The 15,725-nt window shown below is 53.9% G+C and carries 18 protein-coding genes and 1 other annotated feature; of the genes, 6 read left to right on the forward strand and 12 right to left on the reverse strand.

Features of this window, described 5'->3' with window-relative positions; genetic code table 11:
• Positions 1–2: 2 nt before the first annotated feature.
• The 10 genes from btuC to C1N58_RS09115 form a co-directional block, all read right to left on the reverse strand.
• The gene (gene btuC / locus C1N58_RS09070) at positions 3–1,010 is read right to left on the reverse strand and encodes a vitamin B12 ABC transporter permease BtuC (protein ID WP_039340645.1); all 1,008 of its coding nucleotides are present in this window, start codon (positions 1,008–1,010) and stop codon (positions 3–5) included.
• 99 nt (positions 1,011–1,109) lie between these two features.
• Entirely contained in the window at positions 1,110–1,412 is a 303-nt protein-coding gene (gene ihfA / locus C1N58_RS09075; protein WP_006118960.1) for an integration host factor subunit alpha, read from the reverse strand.
• Between the two features lie 4 nt (positions 1,413–1,416).
• Positions 1,417–3,804 (reverse strand): phenylalanine--tRNA ligase subunit beta, encoded by a 2,388-nt coding sequence (gene pheT, locus C1N58_RS09080; RefSeq protein ID WP_058708702.1) that lies wholly within the window; start codon positions 3,802–3,804, stop codon positions 1,417–1,419.
• A gap of 14 nt (positions 3,805–3,818) precedes the next feature.
• Positions 3,819–4,802, reverse strand: coding sequence for a phenylalanine--tRNA ligase subunit alpha (pheS, locus tag C1N58_RS09085; protein ID WP_033741123.1), 984 nt, complete (start codon positions 4,800–4,802; stop codon positions 3,819–3,821).
• Between the two features lie 71 nt (positions 4,803–4,873).
• Positions 4,874–4,999 (reverse strand) — a sequence feature (Phe leader region).
• A complete protein-coding gene (gene pheM / locus C1N58_RS09090) occupies positions 4,950–4,994 on the reverse strand; it encodes a pheST operon leader peptide PheM (RefSeq protein WP_106120997.1) in 45 nt (14 codons plus the stop codon). It overlaps the preceding feature by 45 nt.
• A gap of 116 nt (positions 5,000–5,115) precedes the next feature.
• The gene (gene rplT, locus C1N58_RS09095) at positions 5,116–5,472 is read right to left on the reverse strand and encodes a 50S ribosomal protein L20 (RefSeq protein WP_006118956.1); all 357 of its coding nucleotides are present in this window, start codon (positions 5,470–5,472) and stop codon (positions 5,116–5,118) included.
• Between the two features lie 44 nt (positions 5,473–5,516).
• Positions 5,517–5,714, reverse strand: a complete 198-nt coding sequence (gene rpmI, locus C1N58_RS09100) for a 50S ribosomal protein L35 (protein ID WP_006118955.1) — start codon at positions 5,712–5,714, stop codon at positions 5,517–5,519.
• A gap of 100 nt (positions 5,715–5,814) precedes the next feature.
• Positions 5,815–6,366 carry a translation initiation factor IF-3 gene (gene infC, locus C1N58_RS09105; RefSeq protein ID WP_006118954.1) on the reverse strand — a complete coding sequence of 184 codons (552 nt, stop codon included), beginning with the start codon at positions 6,364–6,366 and terminating at the stop codon, positions 5,815–5,817.
• A gap of 3 nt (positions 6,367–6,369) precedes the next feature.
• Complete coding sequence (gene thrS, locus C1N58_RS09110) at positions 6,370–8,298, reverse strand: threonine--tRNA ligase (protein WP_006118953.1); 1,929 nt, start codon at positions 8,296–8,298, stop codon at positions 6,370–6,372.
• Positions 8,299–8,546: 248 nt separating this feature from the next.
• The gene (locus C1N58_RS09115; protein WP_006118952.1) at positions 8,547–9,308 is read right to left on the reverse strand and encodes a DUF481 domain-containing protein; all 762 of its coding nucleotides are present in this window, start codon (positions 9,306–9,308) and stop codon (positions 8,547–8,549) included.
• 351 nt (positions 9,309–9,659) lie between these two features.
• On the opposite strand from C1N58_RS09115, the gene ghoS reads away from it, so the two are divergent.
• Positions 9,660–9,962 (forward strand): type V toxin-antitoxin system endoribonuclease antitoxin GhoS, encoded by a 303-nt coding sequence (ghoS, locus tag C1N58_RS09120; RefSeq protein WP_054633904.1) that lies wholly within the window; start codon positions 9,660–9,662, stop codon positions 9,960–9,962.
• A gap of 79 nt (positions 9,963–10,041) precedes the next feature.
• Complete coding sequence (locus C1N58_RS09125; RefSeq protein WP_394564814.1) at positions 10,042–10,935, forward strand: fructosamine kinase family protein; 894 nt, start codon at positions 10,042–10,044, stop codon at positions 10,933–10,935.
• Positions 10,936–10,939: 4 nt separating this feature from the next.
• Here C1N58_RS09125 and C1N58_RS09130 read toward each other — a convergent pair whose 3' ends face one another.
• A complete protein-coding gene (locus C1N58_RS09130; protein ID WP_039340653.1) occupies positions 10,940–11,476 on the reverse strand; it encodes a YniB family protein in 537 nt (178 codons plus the stop codon).
• Between the two features lie 153 nt (positions 11,477–11,629).
• Between C1N58_RS09130 and hxpB the strand changes: the two genes are divergently transcribed.
• From hxpB to C1N58_RS09150, 4 genes are all read left to right on the forward strand, one after another.
• A complete protein-coding gene (gene hxpB, locus C1N58_RS09135; protein ID WP_394564815.1) occupies positions 11,630–12,298 on the forward strand; it encodes a hexitol phosphatase HxpB in 669 nt (222 codons plus the stop codon).
• A 130-nt stretch (positions 12,299–12,428) separates the two neighbouring features.
• Positions 12,429–13,019, forward strand: a complete 591-nt coding sequence (locus C1N58_RS09140; protein ID WP_394564816.1) for a metal-dependent hydrolase — start codon at positions 12,429–12,431, stop codon at positions 13,017–13,019.
• Between the two features lie 149 nt (positions 13,020–13,168).
• Positions 13,169–14,560 carry an L-cystine transporter gene (locus C1N58_RS09145; protein WP_054687803.1) on the forward strand — a complete coding sequence of 464 codons (1,392 nt, stop codon included), beginning with the start codon at positions 13,169–13,171 and terminating at the stop codon, positions 14,558–14,560.
• 193 nt (positions 14,561–14,753) lie between these two features.
• Positions 14,754–15,164, forward strand: a complete 411-nt coding sequence (locus C1N58_RS09150) for a DUF6515 family protein (protein ID WP_006118945.1) — start codon at positions 14,754–14,756, stop codon at positions 15,162–15,164.
• Between the two features lie 53 nt (positions 15,165–15,217).
• Here the strand turns inward: C1N58_RS09150 and osmE are convergent, their stop codons facing one another.
• Entirely contained in the window at positions 15,218–15,553 is a 336-nt protein-coding gene (osmE, locus tag C1N58_RS09155; RefSeq protein WP_006118944.1) for an osmotically-inducible lipoprotein OsmE, read from the reverse strand.
• Positions 15,554–15,725 lie beyond the last annotated feature (172 nt).

The following is a 15,725-nucleotide window of genomic DNA, read 5'->3' on the forward strand; positions in this document are numbered from 1 at the left end:
GGTTAAGACTTGTTTGTCAGCGCAGGCTGACGTGTCGATTTGACTAACAGAACGATAAACAATGGCGCACCCAGCGTGGCCGTGACCACGCCAACAGGTAACTCAGCCGAGGCCAGTGCCAGACGGGCAATAATATCTGCCCCCAGCAGTACGCTGGCCCCTGCCAGCGCGGAGGCCGGCAGCAACGCACGATGATCGTGCAATCCCACCAGGCGTAACAGATGAGGAATGACCAGCCCGACAAATCCTATCGCCCCGGCCAGCGCAACGCTGACCCCGACCAGCCAGCCCATGGCCAGCACCAGCAGATTACGCCAGCAGACCAGAGACAGTCCTAACTGGCGCGCGGAGGTCTCACCGAGGGCCAACAGATTGAGCGCGCGGGCCGCCGTCATGCTGGCCAGAATCACCGGCAATAACGCCAGCATCATCCAGCCATAACGCCAGTCGATGCCGCTGAATCCGCCCATCATCCAGTACATCAGTTGGCGCAAATCGAGACTGCTGCTGAAATACACCGCCCAGGTCATCATCGCGCTGCAAATCATGCCCAACGCTACGCCGGTGAGCAACAAACGGCTGACGGATAAATGGCGGTGGGCAAAGTGCAGCAGAATCAGCGTAATCACCAACGCGCCCGCTATCGCCGAAAGCGAGAGGCTCCATAATGCGCCGCCGCTGAACAGCACGCCCGCCACCAGGCCAATGCCTGCCCCGCTGGACACCCCCAGCAGGCCGGGCTCGGCCAGCGGATTGGTAAACAGCGCCTGCATCATCACCCCGCTCAACGCCAGCGCCGCCCCCACCAGCATCACCGCGACGGTACGGGGTAAACGTAACTGGCCGACAAACAGCCTGCCGCTCTCACTCCACCAGGCGGCAGGCCCTATCCAGCGCTCGCCTGCACACAGGCTGACCGTAAAAAGCGCCAGCAGCAGCAGACTCAGGCCCATCAGCCATTTTTGATTTTGCCGTGTGCTGTGCCGTGCAAGTTGTTCAAGCTGGGACATAAGCGGAATTGATCTGGGTAACAGGGAATTGATTGTAAAAGGATTGCGAAAAAAAGAAATGAAAAAGGCCGCTTGCGCGGCCTTTTTAAAACACTGGGATCAGTCACTGTCTTTGGGTGTGGCGTTCTCAACGCGACTTTTAAGCTTCTGCCCTGGACGGAAGGTGACTACGCGACGTGCAGTAATCGGAATATCCTCTCCCGTTTTTGGGTTTCTGCCCGGACGTTGGTTTTTGTCACGCAGATCAAAATTACCAAACCCCGACAGTTTAACCTGTTCTCCATTTTCCAAAGCGCGGCGAACCTCTTCGAAAAACAGCTCCACTAACTCTTTTGCATCACGTTTGCTCAGCCCGAGTTTCTCAAACAGGTATTCTGACATCTCAGCTTTTGTAAGCGCCATAGGTTCAATCCCTCAAGGTTGCCTGGAATCGCTCTTTTAATGCCGCAACGCATTTGGCAACCGTCGCGGCAATCTCCTCTTCTTCGAGTGTCCGGCTGGTATCCTGCAAAATCAGGCTGATTGCGAGGCTCTTATAGCCCTCGGAAACACCCTTACCTCGGTACACGTCAAACAAGTTTACGCCAACTACCTGATTTACGCCAACTTTCTTACACTCTGCGATGATATCTGCTGCGGGCACGTTTTCCGCCACAACAACGGCGATATCTCGGCGGTTTGCCGGGAAGCGCGAAATCTCTTGCGCATCAGGCAGGACGCGGTCTGCGACCTTATTCCAAAGCAGTTCAAAGACTAAGGTGCGACCGTTGAGATCCAGCTTACGTTCAAGTTCGGGATGAACCACTCCGATAAATCCGATTCGTTCATCATGCAAATAAATTGCCGCACTTTGTCCCGGATGTAACGCCGGATTCGCTTCTGCACGGAAAGTGATGGCGTCGAGCTTACCGGTTAAATCCAGTAATGACTCTAAATCGCCTTTCAAATCATAGAAGTCAACCGCCTGGCGCGCCAGATCCCAGTGCTCTTCGAAGCGATTGCCACTCAGTACGCCGGCCAGCATCAAATCCTGACGGATACCTAAATCTGCCTGTGTATCAGGCACAAAACGCAGACCGCTCTCAAACAGGCGCACGCGGCTCTGCTGACGATTCTGGTTATAGACCACGGCGCTCAGCAAACCGGTCCACAGCGACAGACGCATGGTGGACATATCGCTGGAAATCGGGCTTGGCAGCAGCAATGCCTCTTCGCCGGGATGCAGCAACTGCTGGACTTTTGGATCCACGAAGCTGTAGGTAATGGCCTCCTGATAGCCTTTATCCACCAGCAGCATCTTTGCGCGTTTCAGCGACAGGTTGGCTTCACGGTGCTTCGTCATCACCAGCCCGGCCTGCACCGGCACGTTCGGGATATTGTTGTAACCGTAGATGCGCGCAATCTCTTCCACCAGGTCTTCTTCGATAGCCATATCGAAGCGCCAGGTCGGTGCGACCGCCTGCCATTCCTGATTGCCTACGTTCACCTGACAACCGAGGCGGGTCAGAATGTCGGTCACCTGGGCATCGCTGACCACATGACCGATTAAGCGATCCAGCTTCTCACGACGTAAGGTGATGGTGGCTGGCACCGGCAACGCGGCCTCTACCGTCTGATCGATAACCGGACCGGCTTCGCCGCCACAGATGCTCAGCAGTAGCTGCGTCGCCCGCGCCATCGCCTTGTGCTGCAGCGCCGAATCCACACCACGCTCGTAACGATGTGAAGCATCCGTATGCAAACCATGACGACGCGCACGGCCGGTAATCGCCAGCGGCTCAAACCAGGCGCATTCCAGTAAAATATTTTGCGTTTCGGTGTTTACGCCGGAATGCTCACCGCCAAAAATGCCGCCCATCGCCAGCGCTTTCTGGTGGTCAGCAATGACCAGCGTATCGCTGCTGAGTCTGGCTTCTGTACCGTCCAGCAGCGTGAGTGCTTCGCCCTCTTCTGCCATGCGCACCACGATCCCGCCGTCAAGACGATCCAGATCGAAGGCGTGCATCGGCTGACCCAGCTCCAGCAGCACGTAGTTGGTGATATCCACGACCGGATCGATAGAGCGAATACCGCAGCGGCGCAGTTTCTCTCTCATCCACAGCGGCGTTGCTGCGGCAACGTTCACGCCTTTAACCACCCGGCCTAAATAGCGAGGACAGGCATCGGTCGCGTCAACGCGAATCGGGAAGGTATCGGGAATCGTGGCAGTAACCGGCTCGATGGCGGGCGCGTTCAGCGGCAGGCCGTTCAGGACCGCAACATCCCGAGCGATGCCCATGATGCCCAGACAGTCAGCGCGGTTAGGCGTCACGCTGATTTCGATGGTGTTGTCATCTAACTGCAGATAGTCACGGATATCGGTGCCCACAGGCGCATCGGCAGGCAGTTCAATAATGCCATTGTGATCATCGGAAATACCCAGCTCCGAGAACGAGCACAGCATGCCTTCCGAGGGTTCACCGCGCAGCTTTGCGGCTTTGATTTTGAAATCGCCCGGCAGAACGGCACCCACGGTGGCGACGGCCACTTTCAGGCCCTGACGACAGTTCGGCGCACCGCACACGATGTCCAGCAGACGATCACCCCCGGTGTTGATTTTGGTCACGCGCAGCTTGTCGGCATTCGGGTGCTGACCGCACTCTACGACCTCACCGACCACCACGCCATGAAACGCGCCAGCCACTGGCTCAACGCCATCCACTTCCAGACCCGCCATGGTGATTTGTTCTGACAGCGCTGCGCTGTCAAGGGCTGGATTTACCCATTCGCGTAACCAGAGTTCACTGAATTTCATTGGATAACCTGCCCTTACTTAAATTGTTTGAGGAAACGTAAATCATTTTCGAAGAATGCGCGTAAATCGGTCACGCCGTAACGCAGCATGGTCAGACGCTCCATGCCCATACCAAAGGCGAAGCCCGAGTAGACTTCCGGATCGATACCGACGTTGCGCAGCACGTTAGGATGCACCATGCCGCAGCCCAGCACTTCCAGCCACTTGCCGTTTTTCCCCATCACATCCACTTCCGCAGACGGTTCGGTGAACGGGAAGTAAGACGGACGGAAACGGATCTGCAAATCTTCCTCAAAGAAGTTGTTCAGGAAATCGTGCAGCGTGCCTTTCAGGTTGGTGAAGTTGATGTTCTTATCGACGATCAGGCCTTCCATCTGGTGGAACATCGGCGTGTGCGTCTGATCGTAGTCGTTACGGTACACGCGGCCCGGGGCGATAATGCGCAGCGGCGGCTGCTGGTTTTTCATCGTGCGGATCTGTACGCCGGATGTCTGCGTACGCAGCAGGCGAGTGGCATCGAACCAGAAGGTGTCGTGATCGGCACGTGCCGGGTGATGGCCGGGGATATTCAGCGCGTCAAAGTTATGGTAATCGTCTTCAATTTCCGGGCCGGTCACCACCGCGAAGCCCAGTTCACCAAAGAAGGTTTCAATGCGATCGATAGTACGGGTAACCGGATGCAGCCCACCGTTTTCGATACGGCGTCCCGGCAGCGAGACATCGATGGTTTCCGCCGCCAGACGGGCGTTGAGCGCCGCCGACTCCATCGCTTCTTTGCGGGCATTCAGACGATCTGTCACCTGCTGTTTGGCTTCGTTAATCACGGCACCGGCTGCTGGACGCTCTTCTGCTGGCAGCTCACGCAACGTGGTCATCTGCAAAGTCAGATGCCCTTTTTTCCCCAGGTATTCGACGCGCACCGCGTCAAGGGCGGCGATATCGGTCGCCCCGTCGATGGCCGCCGTGGCGTTCGCCACCAGTTCTGCTAGTTGGGACATGTTTTCCTCTTTTTCCAGTCAGGCTGGTTAGTACTTGTTGGGACCTGCCGGTCCAATATGCCAGCGCCAAAAATAAAAAAGCCTCCACGTGGGAGGCTTTCAGCGCGATTTTTCGTTTCTTTTCTTATGCGCAAAAGCCCCTGATTGTCAGGCGCTAAAGTAAAAAAAGAAACGGAAAATAGCAGCATTCATGCTTGCGTTACCTTGTCGTGATACTCAACGGCACTATTGAAAAGCGCAGAGGCGAAAAAGTCAATCTTTTGCTCAGGTTACAGGTAATAAAAAAGGGAGCAAGCTCCCTTTTTCAACTGACTTACGCCAGAGCTGATTTCGCTTTTTCTACCAGTGCAGTGAATGCCACTTTGTCGAATACAGCGATGTCGGCCAGGATTTTACGGTCAATTTCAATGGCTGCTTTTTTCAGACCATTGATGAAACGGCTGTAAGACATACCGTTCTGACGCGCCGCTGCGTTGATACGCGCGATCCACAGCTGACGGAACTGACGCTTACGTTGACGACGGTCGCGGTAAGCATACTGACCAGCTTTGATAACAGCCTGGAAGGCAACGCGGTAAACACGTGAACGTGCACCGTAGTAACCTTTAGCTTGTTTTAAGATTTTTTTGTGACGTGCGCGAGCAACTACACCACGTTTTACACGAGCCATTTAGCTCTCCTGTTTAATATTCTGAATTAATTAAAAAAATTTACTTATGCGTACGGCAGGCAGGCAACAACCAGACCCAGATCGCCTTTAGACACCATGCCTTTCGGACGCAGGTGACGTTTACGCTTGGTAGATTTCTTAGTCAGAATATGACGCAGGTTCGCGTGTTTACGCTTGAAGCCGCCAGAAGCGGTCTTCTTGAAGCGCTTAGCCGCGCCACGTACAGTTTTAATCTTTGGCATTTTAAAAAATATCCACTTCGCATTGTTGATAACATGACCCAGACAGGCGAACAACAAACCGCACAACGCGAGCGCTGCGCGGTCATTGCTACTTGAATGCCTACTGTTTCTTCTTAGGTGCGAGCACCATGATCATCTGGCGGCCTTCGATCTTCGAAGGGAAGGATTCGACAATAGCCAAATCCAGATCATCACACAGGTCTTTACGGACGCGGTTAAGCACTTCCATACCGATCTGCTGGTGCGCCATCTCACGACCGCGGAAACGCAGCGTGATTTTGGCTTTATCGCCTTCTTCCAGAAAGCGAATCAGGTTGCGTAGTTTGACCTGATAGTCGCCATCATCGGTTCCAGGACGGAATTTAATTTCCTTAACCTGAATAACTTTTTGCTTCTTCTTCTGTTCCTTAGAAGATTTGCTTTTTTCATAGAGGAACTTGCCGTAATCCATAATGCGGCAAACCGGCGGTTCGGCGTTCGGGCTGATTTCAACTAAATCTACACCCGCTTCCTCAGCTTTTTCCAAAGCTTCGCGTAGACTGACAATACCAAGTTGCTCGCCTTCAACGCCTGTTAAGCGCACTTCTGTTGCGCGAATTTCACTGTTGATGCGATTCGGACGCGTAGGTTGTACTCGTTTTCCGCCTTTAATACCTTATTCCTCCAATTGGTGAAGATTGCGGCTGCGAATCTCTTGCTGCAGCTTCTCAACAAACACATCGACATCCATCGACCCAAGGTCTTTACCACGGCGGGTGCGAACGGCCACTTTGCCAGCTTCCACCTCTTTATCACCACAGACCAACATATAAGGGACGCGACGTAATGTGTGCTCGCGGATTTTAAAGCCTATCTTCTCGTTTCTCAAGTCCGCTTTCACACGAATGCCAGCATTCTGCAATTTACGTGTCAAAGTCTCAACATATTCTGCCTGACCGTCGGTAATATTCATGACGACAGCCTGCACTGGTGCCAGCCAGCTAGGGAAGAAACCGGCAAACTCTTCGGTCAAAATACCGATAAAGCGTTCCATCGACCCCAGAATCGCACGGTGAATCATCACGGGCGTCTGACGATCGTTGTTTTCACCCACGTAGGTGGCATCCAGACGTTTAGGCAGGGAAAAGTCTAGCTGAACTGTTCCGCACTGCCAGGCACGGTCAAGGCAATCGTATAAAGTAAATTCAATTTTCGGGCCGTAGAAGGCGCCCTCACCCGGCTGGTATTCAAACGCAATGTTGTTTTCATTGAGCGCCGCAGCCAGATCCTCTTCTGCACGATCCCAGGTTTCATCAGAACCGATGCGTTTTTCAGGACGGGTAGACAGTTTCACCACGATCTTTTCAAAGCCAAAGGTGCTGTACATGTCGTAAACCATGCGGATACAGCTGTTCACTTCGGCGCGCAGTTGATCTTCCGTACAGAAAATATGGGCATCATCCTGAGTAAAGCCACGAACGCGCATCAGACCATGTAACGCACCTGAGGGTTCATTACGGTGGCAGCTCCCGAACTCGGCCATACGCAGTGGCAAATCGCGATAGGATTTCAGCCCCTGATTAAAGATTTGCACATGACCCGGGCAGTTCATTGGCTTGATGCAGTACTCACGGTTCTCCGAAGAGGTCGTAAACATCGCATCTTTGTAGTTTTCCCAGTGACCGGTTTTTTCCCACAGCACGCGGTCCATCATGAACGGACCTTTTACTTCCTGGTACTGGTACTCTTTCAGCTTACTGCGGACGAACACTTCCAGTTCACGGAAAATTGTCCAGCCGTCATTATGCCAGAAAACCATACCCGGCGCTTCTTCCTGCATATGGTAGAGGTCGAGCTGTTTACCGATCTTACGGTGGTCGCGCTTCGCCGCTTCTTCCAGACGCTGCAGATAGGCAGACAGCTGCTTTTTATCGGCCCAGGCGGTGCCGTAGATGCGCTGCAACATTTTGTTGTCGCTGTCGCCACGCCAGTAGGCGCCTGAAATTTTCTGCAGTTTGAAATGGTGACAAAAACGCATATTCGGTACGTGCGGACCGCGGCACATATCGACGTATTCTTCATGATGATACAGCCCAGGGCGATCATCATGGCTGATATTCTCGTCCAGGATGGTGGTCTTATAGACTTCACCCCGCGCCGCGAAGACATCGCGCGCTTCCTGCCAGCTGACCTTCTTCTTCACGACATCGTAGTTGGTCTCAGCCAACTGATGCATGCGTTTTTCCAGCAGCTCAATATCTTCCTGGGTCAGCGTGCGATCGATGTCGACATCATAGTAGAAACCGTTGTCGATAACCGGACCAATAGCCATTTTCGTGTCGGGCCACAGCTGCTTAATGGCATGGCCTAACAGGTGCGCGCAAGAGTGACGGATGATTTCAAGACCCGCTTCGTCTTTTGCAGTAATAATGGCGACAGACGCGTCGTCGGTGATGGGATCAACCGCATCGACCAGTTCACCGTTCACTCGTCCGGCGATACAGGCTTTGGCCAGACCGGGGCCGATATCAAGCGCGATGTCCATCACGCTGACAGGGCGATCATAAGTGCGCTGGCTGCCATCAGGAAGCGTAATTACAGGCATAGAATGTCCTTAGTTGCAGTGGTAAGCCACACGAAAGCCTACATACAAAATTGAGTAGTTTGATTCACCTGGCGTGAAATCAGACCCACATTGTCGGAATGTCGCCAGGAAGTTGATGCGGCACGAATAATAGCAGTTTTCAGACGTGAGCAAAACCCATGCCTTTCCGCTAACTCTCAGACAGATCGAAAAAAAAGCGGCCAGGCCCCAGGCCAGACCGCTTCTCCGTCAGACAGAGTTAACGCGGATTACATCGCGTACGTCAGCATGACCGTGGTTTTGGTATCCGTATGGTCGGGCGCAGACTCAGGTGGATTGTTGTTCCAGGTGACGTTATACGCCAGTTTCAGGGCGAAATGGTCGTTAATCGCTACCTGTAAGCCCGTTTCAGAGTTCACTGTCGTATCGTCACCCAGTGAGCTCAGCACGGAAACACCCTGAATGAATTTGGTGGTATCTGTCAGCTGCCACTGGTAGCTCACCGCACCGTAAGCCAGCGCCTGCGTTTTATGGCCACCTTCGCGGTAATCGTCGTAACGGACACCAGGACCGAATTCCGCACGCAGTGAATGCACCGGGCCATTCAGGATCTGACGACCATAACCGGCGGTCAGGACATCGCGTCCGTCATAACCATTGTAACGGTCACTTAACCAGCTTGCCTGACCAAACAGGTAGTCATAGGCACTCATGTTGTAACGCGAACGCGCACCTACGTTATAGGTTTCGGACGAGCGCTCATCGTTTGCAGAGGTATTCGCGGCATTGCCCCACAAGCTGTAGGCCATTGATTCTGTATACCAGGTCATGTTGGTCTGTGCGGTCAACGATGAGCTGGTGGTGTTACCGGTTTGCGCCAGGTAACCTGCAGAGGCCGATCCTTCAAAAGGCTTTTTCGCCGTTGAAGGGTCATCCATCGCGGTGAAGACCGCGTTATCGGCCAGCGCCTGGTGACAAAACGCTCCGGCAGAGAGCAATAGAACAGCAGACAGCTTGTTAAAGGCGTTCATTAAGTGTGATCCGTGCAACAGTTTTGAAAACGAAGATTCTGAAGGGTTTCCCGGTGCGATCAATCCCCTTTACCGTAACTTTTGTAAAGAGATATGAATTCGCTCAGAACATCATGCATTAGCGTAACGTCCCGTATTTGCTGGACGTTAACCTGAGTTCGGCGCGCATTATAGAGTTGTTTTTGCCAAATAACATCTGTTCGTTTACAAGATTTACATACGTTCGGGTCGCCAGCATCCGCACAAACGGTAAACAGTTTAGTCCGAATTGTTGGCTCATCCCCTTCATTATTCGCCTGTTTTTTCACCCTGTACTACGCTGTGTGATATTTAACCCTTTCGAGGTGCAAAATGCGCAGTGGAGATCTACATCGCTATGTCGTGACCTTTCATTATCAGGAAGCCGGACTCAGTGACGTTCTGAACCTGACCGGTGCTCTGACATCAGGGGGCTTCTCTACCACGTTAATGGATGACAGTGGCACCGCCCATGAGCTTGGCACCAACAGTTTTGGCATTGTCACCACACTGGATGAGGCCGCGCTAAAACAGCAGGCTCTTGCCGCGGGCGAAAGCGCGCTGGGCCAGAAACCCGACGTGACGTTGACCACGCTTGACGACTTTCTGCGCCAAGCAACAGGTGCCGCAGACTAGTCTGTGCACACGCGCAGGTTTTTATCGCGTGCGTCCGCGTTACAATTGAACTCAGGCAGCGAATAAAGAGGATAACCCGATGTGGTCAGCCATTAGTCGTCTGTTAAACGAGCAATTTGGCAACGCCGAAATTACCCAACGTCACGAACTCCCCGGGGGTGATGTGCATCCCGCCTGGCTCATCCGCTATGGTGAGCAGGATGTGTTTGTGAAGTGCAACAGCCGCGATAAAGTGTCCCTGTTTAGCTGGGAAGCCGATCAACTCGCCCTGCTGCGCCGTACCCAGACGGTCCGCGTTCCGGACGTTTATGGCGTTGGTAGCGATCGTGACTACAGTTTCCTGCTGCTGGAATATATCAAACCTCAGCCCCTGAATCCGCAGAGCGCCTACCAGTTAGGCCAGCAGTTGGCGCGTCTGCATCAGTGGAGCGAGCAACCTCAGTTCGGGCTTGATTTCGATAATAATCTGACCTCTACACCACAGCCCAACAGCTGGTTGCGGCGCTGGTCAGTTTTCTTTGCGGAGCAACGAATCGGCTGGCAACTGCAGATTGCCGCTGAGAAAGGCATTCTGTACGGCGATGCCGAACGGATTATTGATTGTGTGCAACGGACCCTGGCGTCCCATCACCCTCAACCTTCCCTGCTCCACGGCGATCTGTGGCCAGCTAACTGTGCGGGCAGCGAGATTGGCCCCTGGATTTTCGATCCTGCCTGTTACTGGGGCGACCGGGAATGCGACCTGGCGATGCTGAGCTGGTTTACCGATCTGCCGAAGGCGATCTTTGACGGTTATCACCAGAGCTGGCCATTACCCGATGGCTTTTCGCAGCGTCAGCCGGTTTATCAGCTTTACTATCTCCTGAACCGGGCCAACGTGTTTGGCGGCAACTGGCTGGGCGCGGCGCAGTTTGCCGTGGGCCAGTTGCTGGATGACGACGCACGGGCAGCCGGTCAGGTGAAACCGGCCTGATCGTTTAGAGAAAACCAAGCAGAGAAAGCAGAAAGTAACCGGCGATGGCAATCACCAGCGGCAGGATGTAGAGCGGGAAAATCTGCAGAAAAATGGTGTGGCGTGGGACCCGTACCTTTTCTTCCAGCTGCTGCCGGGTCCGACCATCGCTGCCTTTTGCCTGCTCAAGAATCATCTGATCTTCAATCCCTTCCCGCACATGGCGCACCTGACGTCCCATGCGCGCACCGGACGCTTCCAGCGCCAGCCCGACAAAAATCAAAATATAGATAAGCCAGAAGCCCAGATTCATCTGTCCATTGAACTCGGGCACCGGTGAGTTTTGCCAGAACACATTCAGAAACGGCGTATTAAAGCGAATCATATCCACCATGACATGAATGAAATCCAGCATTACGGCATCAATACCGGGTTTCTTTTCACTGTGCTTAAACAAAAAGCTCAGCAGTGAAATGATGGTAGACAGCAACGCGAGTAAAAAAATCACCCAGCCAGCGACACGCTTAAGGATGGCAATGCGGCCAGCCTGTTGATAGGTCATGATATCTCCTGAACCCAAAATCCCATTTGCTTCAGTCTACCTGCCCTTGCAGAATTTTCCCAAAAAAAAGAGCGGTCTGCGCCCGTTTCGCCTCATCTGCGCACCAACCCTGTGTTCATGCTAAGGTAGCCTGAACTTTTTAAGGAGCGACACATGTCTTACCACCGCCCTGTTTTTGCAGCTTTATTTGATATGGATGGATTGTTGATTGATTCTGAACCTCTCTGGGATCAGGCTGAAATGGACATCTTCTCAACCCTGAATATCGATTTGACCCGACGCCACGAATTACCTGATACGCTCGGATTACGTATCGATCAGACGGTGCGCATGTGGTACGAAACGTTGCCCTGGTCGGGACCAAGTCAGGAAGCGGTCACACAGCGTATCATCGCCCGTGCAATGGAACTGATTGCGATAAACCGCCCGCTTCTGCCCGGTGTTGAGTCCGCCCTCTCATTGTGCAAACAGCACGGCCTGAAGACCGGCCTGGTTTCCGCATCGCCCCGCTTCATGCTGGAACAGGTACTGGCGATGTTTAACCTGAATCACTATTTTGATGTGCTGTCTTCCGCCGAACATCTGCCCTACAGCAAGCCGCATCCGCAGGTCTACCTCAACGCCGCCGAGGCGCTGGGCATTGATCCGCTTCACTGCGTCGCGCTGGAAGATTCGGTGAACGGCATGGTAGCAAGCAAAGCCGCACGAATGCGATCAATTGTGATTCCGGCAGCCAGCCATCAGGATGATACCCGCTGGGCGCTTGCCGACGTGAAGCTGAGCAGCCTGACGCAGTTAACGCGGGAGCATTTGCAGGCTTAACCGCAAAGGCGCTGTAACCTGTTGCATCCCCTTAAAAATTAACGCTTCGTTACAGCGTCACAGGTTCTCATTTACTGGATAAATCCCTATACTGGATGCATTGACAGTTTCTTTTGCAGCCAGGTTTATCATGACGGCCGAAGGCCATATCTTTTTTGCAGTTGCCAGCGCCATTTTTGCGAAACGGGCCGAGCTCACCCCGGTGATGGCTCAGGCGGACTGGTGGCATTTAATTCCCGCCAGCCTGCTGACCTGCCTGCTGCCTGACATCGATCATCCTAAGTCCTTGCTGGGCCAGCGCCTGCGCTGGTTGTCGCATCCCATTGCCCGGGCATTTGGTCATCGCGGGTTCACCCACAGCCTGCTTGCCGTCGCGGCTGGCCTGTGGCTGTTCCAGATTAACGTGCCGAAAAGCTGGCCGGTGCCCGCCGATGTTCTGCAGGGCATGACGCTGGGTTACCTGAGCCACATTGTGGCCGATATGCTCACTCCGGCCGGCGTTCCTCTGCTCTGGCCCTGTCGCTGGCGTTTTCGTCTGCCCATTCTGAACAGCCAAAAAGGCAATCAACTGGAGCGCGCTCTGTGCCTGTGCCTGATGGCTTACGCGCTGTGGTTCCCGCTAGGGATGCCTGCGTTTGGCGAAAATGGCTGGCCCACTCAGGTATTTGATACCTTGCAAAACGGCGTCAGCCGCCTCCTGTCCGGGCATTCCGGCTCCTGAGCCACTGGCCGCTCAAGCAAAGTTATAAGCTATTCCATTTGGATATAAGATCGCACTAAATTCACCTGATACCATTTCCGGACACCTGTATGAACAATAACTACTTTTGCTTTCCTTACCAGGGGAATGCTGCATGATTCGGAGTTTCTATGGATATCCCTTTAACGCTTAATATCATTGCCTTTGTGGTGCTGCTGCTTCTGCTGTCACGCCTGAGCCGCGCCAACTGGAGTCTGTCAAAAAAAGTGCTGGTCGGGTTAGTGTTTGGCGTCGCGTTTGGCCTGGCGCTGCAGTTTATTTACGGCAGTAACAGCGATACGGTCAAAGCGTCAATTGGCTGGTTTAACGTGGTCGGTAACGGCTATGTCCAGCTGTTGCAGATGATCGTGATGCCGCTGGTCTTTGTCTCAATTCTGAGCGCGGTGGCGCGCCTGCATAACGCCTCTTCGCTGGGCAAAATCAGTTTCCTGACCATTGGGGTGCTGCTGTTTACGACCGCGATTGCGGCGCTGGTCGGGGTTTTCGTGACCGGGCTGTTCCATCTTAATGCAACCGGCCTGGTACAGGGTGCCCAGGAAACGGCGCGTCTGAGTGCCATCCAGAATAACTATGTAGGCAAAGTGGCCGATCTGACGGCGGCGCAGCTTATCCTGTCCTTTATCCCGAAAAACCCCTTTGCCGATTTAACCGGTGCCAGCCCCACCTCGATTATCAGTGTCGTCATCTTCGCAGCCTTTTTAGGCGTGGCGGCCCTGCACCTGCTTAAAGATGACGAAGTGAAAGGCCAGCGTGTCCTGACGGCGATCGATACGCTGCAGTCATGGGTGATGAAGCTGGTGCGCCTGATCATGAAACTGACGCCTTACGGCGTGCTGGCGCTGATGACTAAAGTAGTTGCCGGATCGAACCTGCAGGACATCATTAAGCTGGGTAGCTTCGTGGTCGCATCCTATCTGGGCCTGGGCATTATGTTTGTGGTACACGGTCTGCTGCTGTCCGTAAACGGCATCAACCCTATGCGCTTTTTCCGCAAAGTCTGGCCCGTGCTGACCTTTGCCTTCACCAGCCGCTCCAGTGCCGCCAGCATTCCGCTGAACGTGGAAGCGCAAACCCGTCGTCTGGGCGTGCCGGAATCCATTGCCAGTTTCTCGGCGTCGTTTGGCGCTACGATCGGGCAGAACGGTTGTGCCGGTCTTTATCCGACCATGCTGGCCGTGATGGTAGCGCCGACAGTGGGCATTAACCCGTTTGATCCGCTGTGGATTGCCACCCTGGTGGGCATTGTGACGTTGAGCTCAGCGGGCGTTGCCGGTGTCGGCGGTGGCGCGACTTTCGCGGCGTTAATCGTGCTGCCCGCGATGGGCCTGCCCGTCACGCTGGTCGCGCTGCTGATTTCGATCGAGCCGTTGATCGATATGGGCAGAACCGCGTTGAACGTGAATGGTGCAATGACCGCAGGTTCCCTGACCAGTCGCTGGCTGGGCCTGACAGACCGACGCGTTCTTGAGCAAGACGAACACCGTGAATTAGAGCACAGCTAATCACATCTGACCTGGCACCCGGTGCCAGGTCTTCTCCCTTTTCCCTGCCTGTTTCTCCTTATTTCCCCTCTCTCTTTACATTCACGTTAAGGAAACGTTAAGCGTGGTAAAGGGGCAATAATACGTGCGCTTTCTGCTTGTTTTTGGACGCTAAAAGGAGAATTCTGCAGCGAGTCACAGCAGGAGAATGCACATGAAAACGGTTATCGCTTCATTCCTCGCGTTAGCGATGATTACGCCCAGCGCAGTGTTTGCGCGCCCCGGCGACTGGGGGCCCGGCCCTCACTGGTACCGGCCCGGCCCAGGCTGGCATGGTCCTGCGCCACGCTGGCATGGTCCTGACCATTTCCACGTTCTGCCACTGGCGGCAACGGCGGTTCTGATTGGGGGATTAACCTACTATTTGCTGAATGGCAGTTATTATCAGCGACACGGTGATGAGTACGTGGTTGTTGAGCCGCCTGCTCCGACCTATGTCAGCAGCGTCGGCGGTATGCGGGTGCTGGATTTTAATGGCAGACGGTTCTACGTGCAGGACGGGCATTACTATCAGCGGGAGATTAACGGCAGCTACGTTGAAGTGCCGCGTCCGGCTGGACTGTAGAGATAAAAAAACGGCTCGCCATAAGCGAGCCGTTTTTTCAGGTCAGCGAAAATTTACTGCTTAACCTGCGGATCGGTATCGTATTCAGCACAGCTCTGGAAGCCGTAGTTCATCACGCGACCCATATCGTTATAGCTGACGAAGTAAGTCTGTGCTTTACCGTCACGCTCGCCAATCACATAGGTCTGACAGGTACCGCGCGCATGCACCATGGTGATTTCAGTTGAAGCAGGGCCAGCAATCTGACGGACCTGCTGGCGGGTCATGCCTTTTTTGACGTCCTTAACCACTGGCTTAGTCACGTAGCTTTCCGCACGATCGTAAGTCGTACAACCAGAGAGCGCAGCCAGCGTCAGCGCTGCAGCGATACATCCCATCACTTTATTCATCTTGTTGTTCCTCATTTTTTGTCCATGTGGTGAAAAGCCTGGAACATAAAACGGTTTTTATCAAGTTAATGACAGACTTAAACTCAATCTGTCTCGCGGGATTTGTTAAAATGCGCCAGAACAGACCAGGCATGCTGGCTCACTGCACCATTGCGTGTTGGCCAGTGCCGTT

Source organism: Pantoea sp. SGAir0180, assembly GCF_043546245.1.

Bases quoted from the DNA above. Each gene is read 5' to 3' on its own strand.
- hxpB (WP_394564815.1), top strand. From the start codon at position 11,630: ATGTCTTACCACCGCCCTGTTTTTGCAGCTTTATTTGATATGGATGGA.
- C1N58_RS09140 (WP_394564816.1), top strand. From the start codon at position 12,429: ATGACGGCCGAAGGCCATATCTTTTTTGCAGTTGCCAGCGCCATTTTT.
- ihfA (WP_006118960.1), bottom strand. From the start codon at position 1,412: ATGGCGCTTACAAAAGCTGAGATGTCAGAATACCTGTTTGAGAAACTC.
- C1N58_RS09125 (WP_394564814.1), top strand. From the start codon at position 10,042: ATGTGGTCAGCCATTAGTCGTCTGTTAAACGAGCAATTTGGCAACGCC.
- C1N58_RS09150 (WP_006118945.1), top strand. From the start codon at position 14,754: ATGAAAACGGTTATCGCTTCATTCCTCGCGTTAGCGATGATTACGCCC.
- C1N58_RS09145 (WP_054687803.1), top strand. From the start codon at position 13,169: ATGGATATCCCTTTAACGCTTAATATCATTGCCTTTGTGGTGCTGCTG.
- rplT (WP_006118956.1), bottom strand. From the start codon at position 5,472: ATGGCTCGTGTAAAACGTGGTGTAGTTGCTCGCGCACGTCACAAAAAA.
- pheS (WP_033741123.1), bottom strand. From the start codon at position 4,802: ATGTCCCAACTAGCAGAACTGGTGGCGAACGCCACGGCGGCCATCGAC.
- btuC (WP_039340645.1), bottom strand. From the start codon at position 1,010: ATGTCCCAGCTTGAACAACTTGCACGGCACAGCACACGGCAAAATCAA.
- pheT (WP_058708702.1), bottom strand. From the start codon at position 3,804: ATGAAATTCAGTGAACTCTGGTTACGCGAATGGGTAAATCCAGCCCTT.
- C1N58_RS09115 (WP_006118952.1), bottom strand. From the start codon at position 9,308: ATGAACGCCTTTAACAAGCTGTCTGCTGTTCTATTGCTCTCTGCCGGA.
- C1N58_RS09130 (WP_039340653.1), bottom strand. From the start codon at position 11,476: ATGACCTATCAACAGGCTGGCCGCATTGCCATCCTTAAGCGTGTCGCT.
- osmE (WP_006118944.1), bottom strand. From the start codon at position 15,553: ATGAATAAAGTGATGGGATGTATCGCTGCAGCGCTGACGCTGGCTGCG.
- ghoS (WP_054633904.1), top strand. From the start codon at position 9,660: ATGCGCAGTGGAGATCTACATCGCTATGTCGTGACCTTTCATTATCAG.
- rpmI (WP_006118955.1), bottom strand. From the start codon at position 5,714: ATGCCAAAGATTAAAACTGTACGTGGCGCGGCTAAGCGCTTCAAGAAG.
- thrS (WP_006118953.1), bottom strand. From the start codon at position 8,298: ATGCCTGTAATTACGCTTCCTGATGGCAGCCAGCGCACTTATGATCGC.